The following is a 256-nucleotide window of genomic DNA, read 5'->3' as shown; positions in this document are numbered from 1 at the left end:
GCCGTTGAGCGACAGGTTCACCGCCTGGCCCGAGGCCGTGTCGATCAGCCCGGAGGCCCCGGCCACCACGCCCAGCGCGTAGGTCAGGGTACCGGCCCCGTCGGCGCCAAACGCCGAGTTGAAGTTGGCGGCGAAGCTCTGGGTATCGTTGGTCGCCAGTACCGTTTCATCCACCGTCAGCGTCGGTTCCACGCCGGTGGTGGTGATGCTCGGTCCGTCATCCTTGAACACCAGGTTCTGCCCGATGTTCAGGATT

The 256-nt window shown here is 65.6% G+C and carries 1 protein-coding gene; it reads right to left on the bottom strand.

The features are described 5' to 3' along the window. The coding region (locus ACM6G4_RS25970; RefSeq protein WP_414914892.1) for a DUF5801 repeats-in-toxin domain-containing protein at positions 1-256 on the bottom strand (256 nt) is incomplete at both ends.

Origin of the sequence: Pseudomonas sp. IT-P258 (assembly GCF_949767825.1) — a bacterium.
In the GTDB taxonomy this organism is placed as follows: Bacteria; Pseudomonadota; Gammaproteobacteria; order Pseudomonadales; family Pseudomonadaceae; genus Aquipseudomonas; species Aquipseudomonas monachiensis.
The sequence above is the reverse complement of the archived record's forward strand: the minus strand, read 5'-3'. Positions and strand labels throughout refer to the sequence as shown.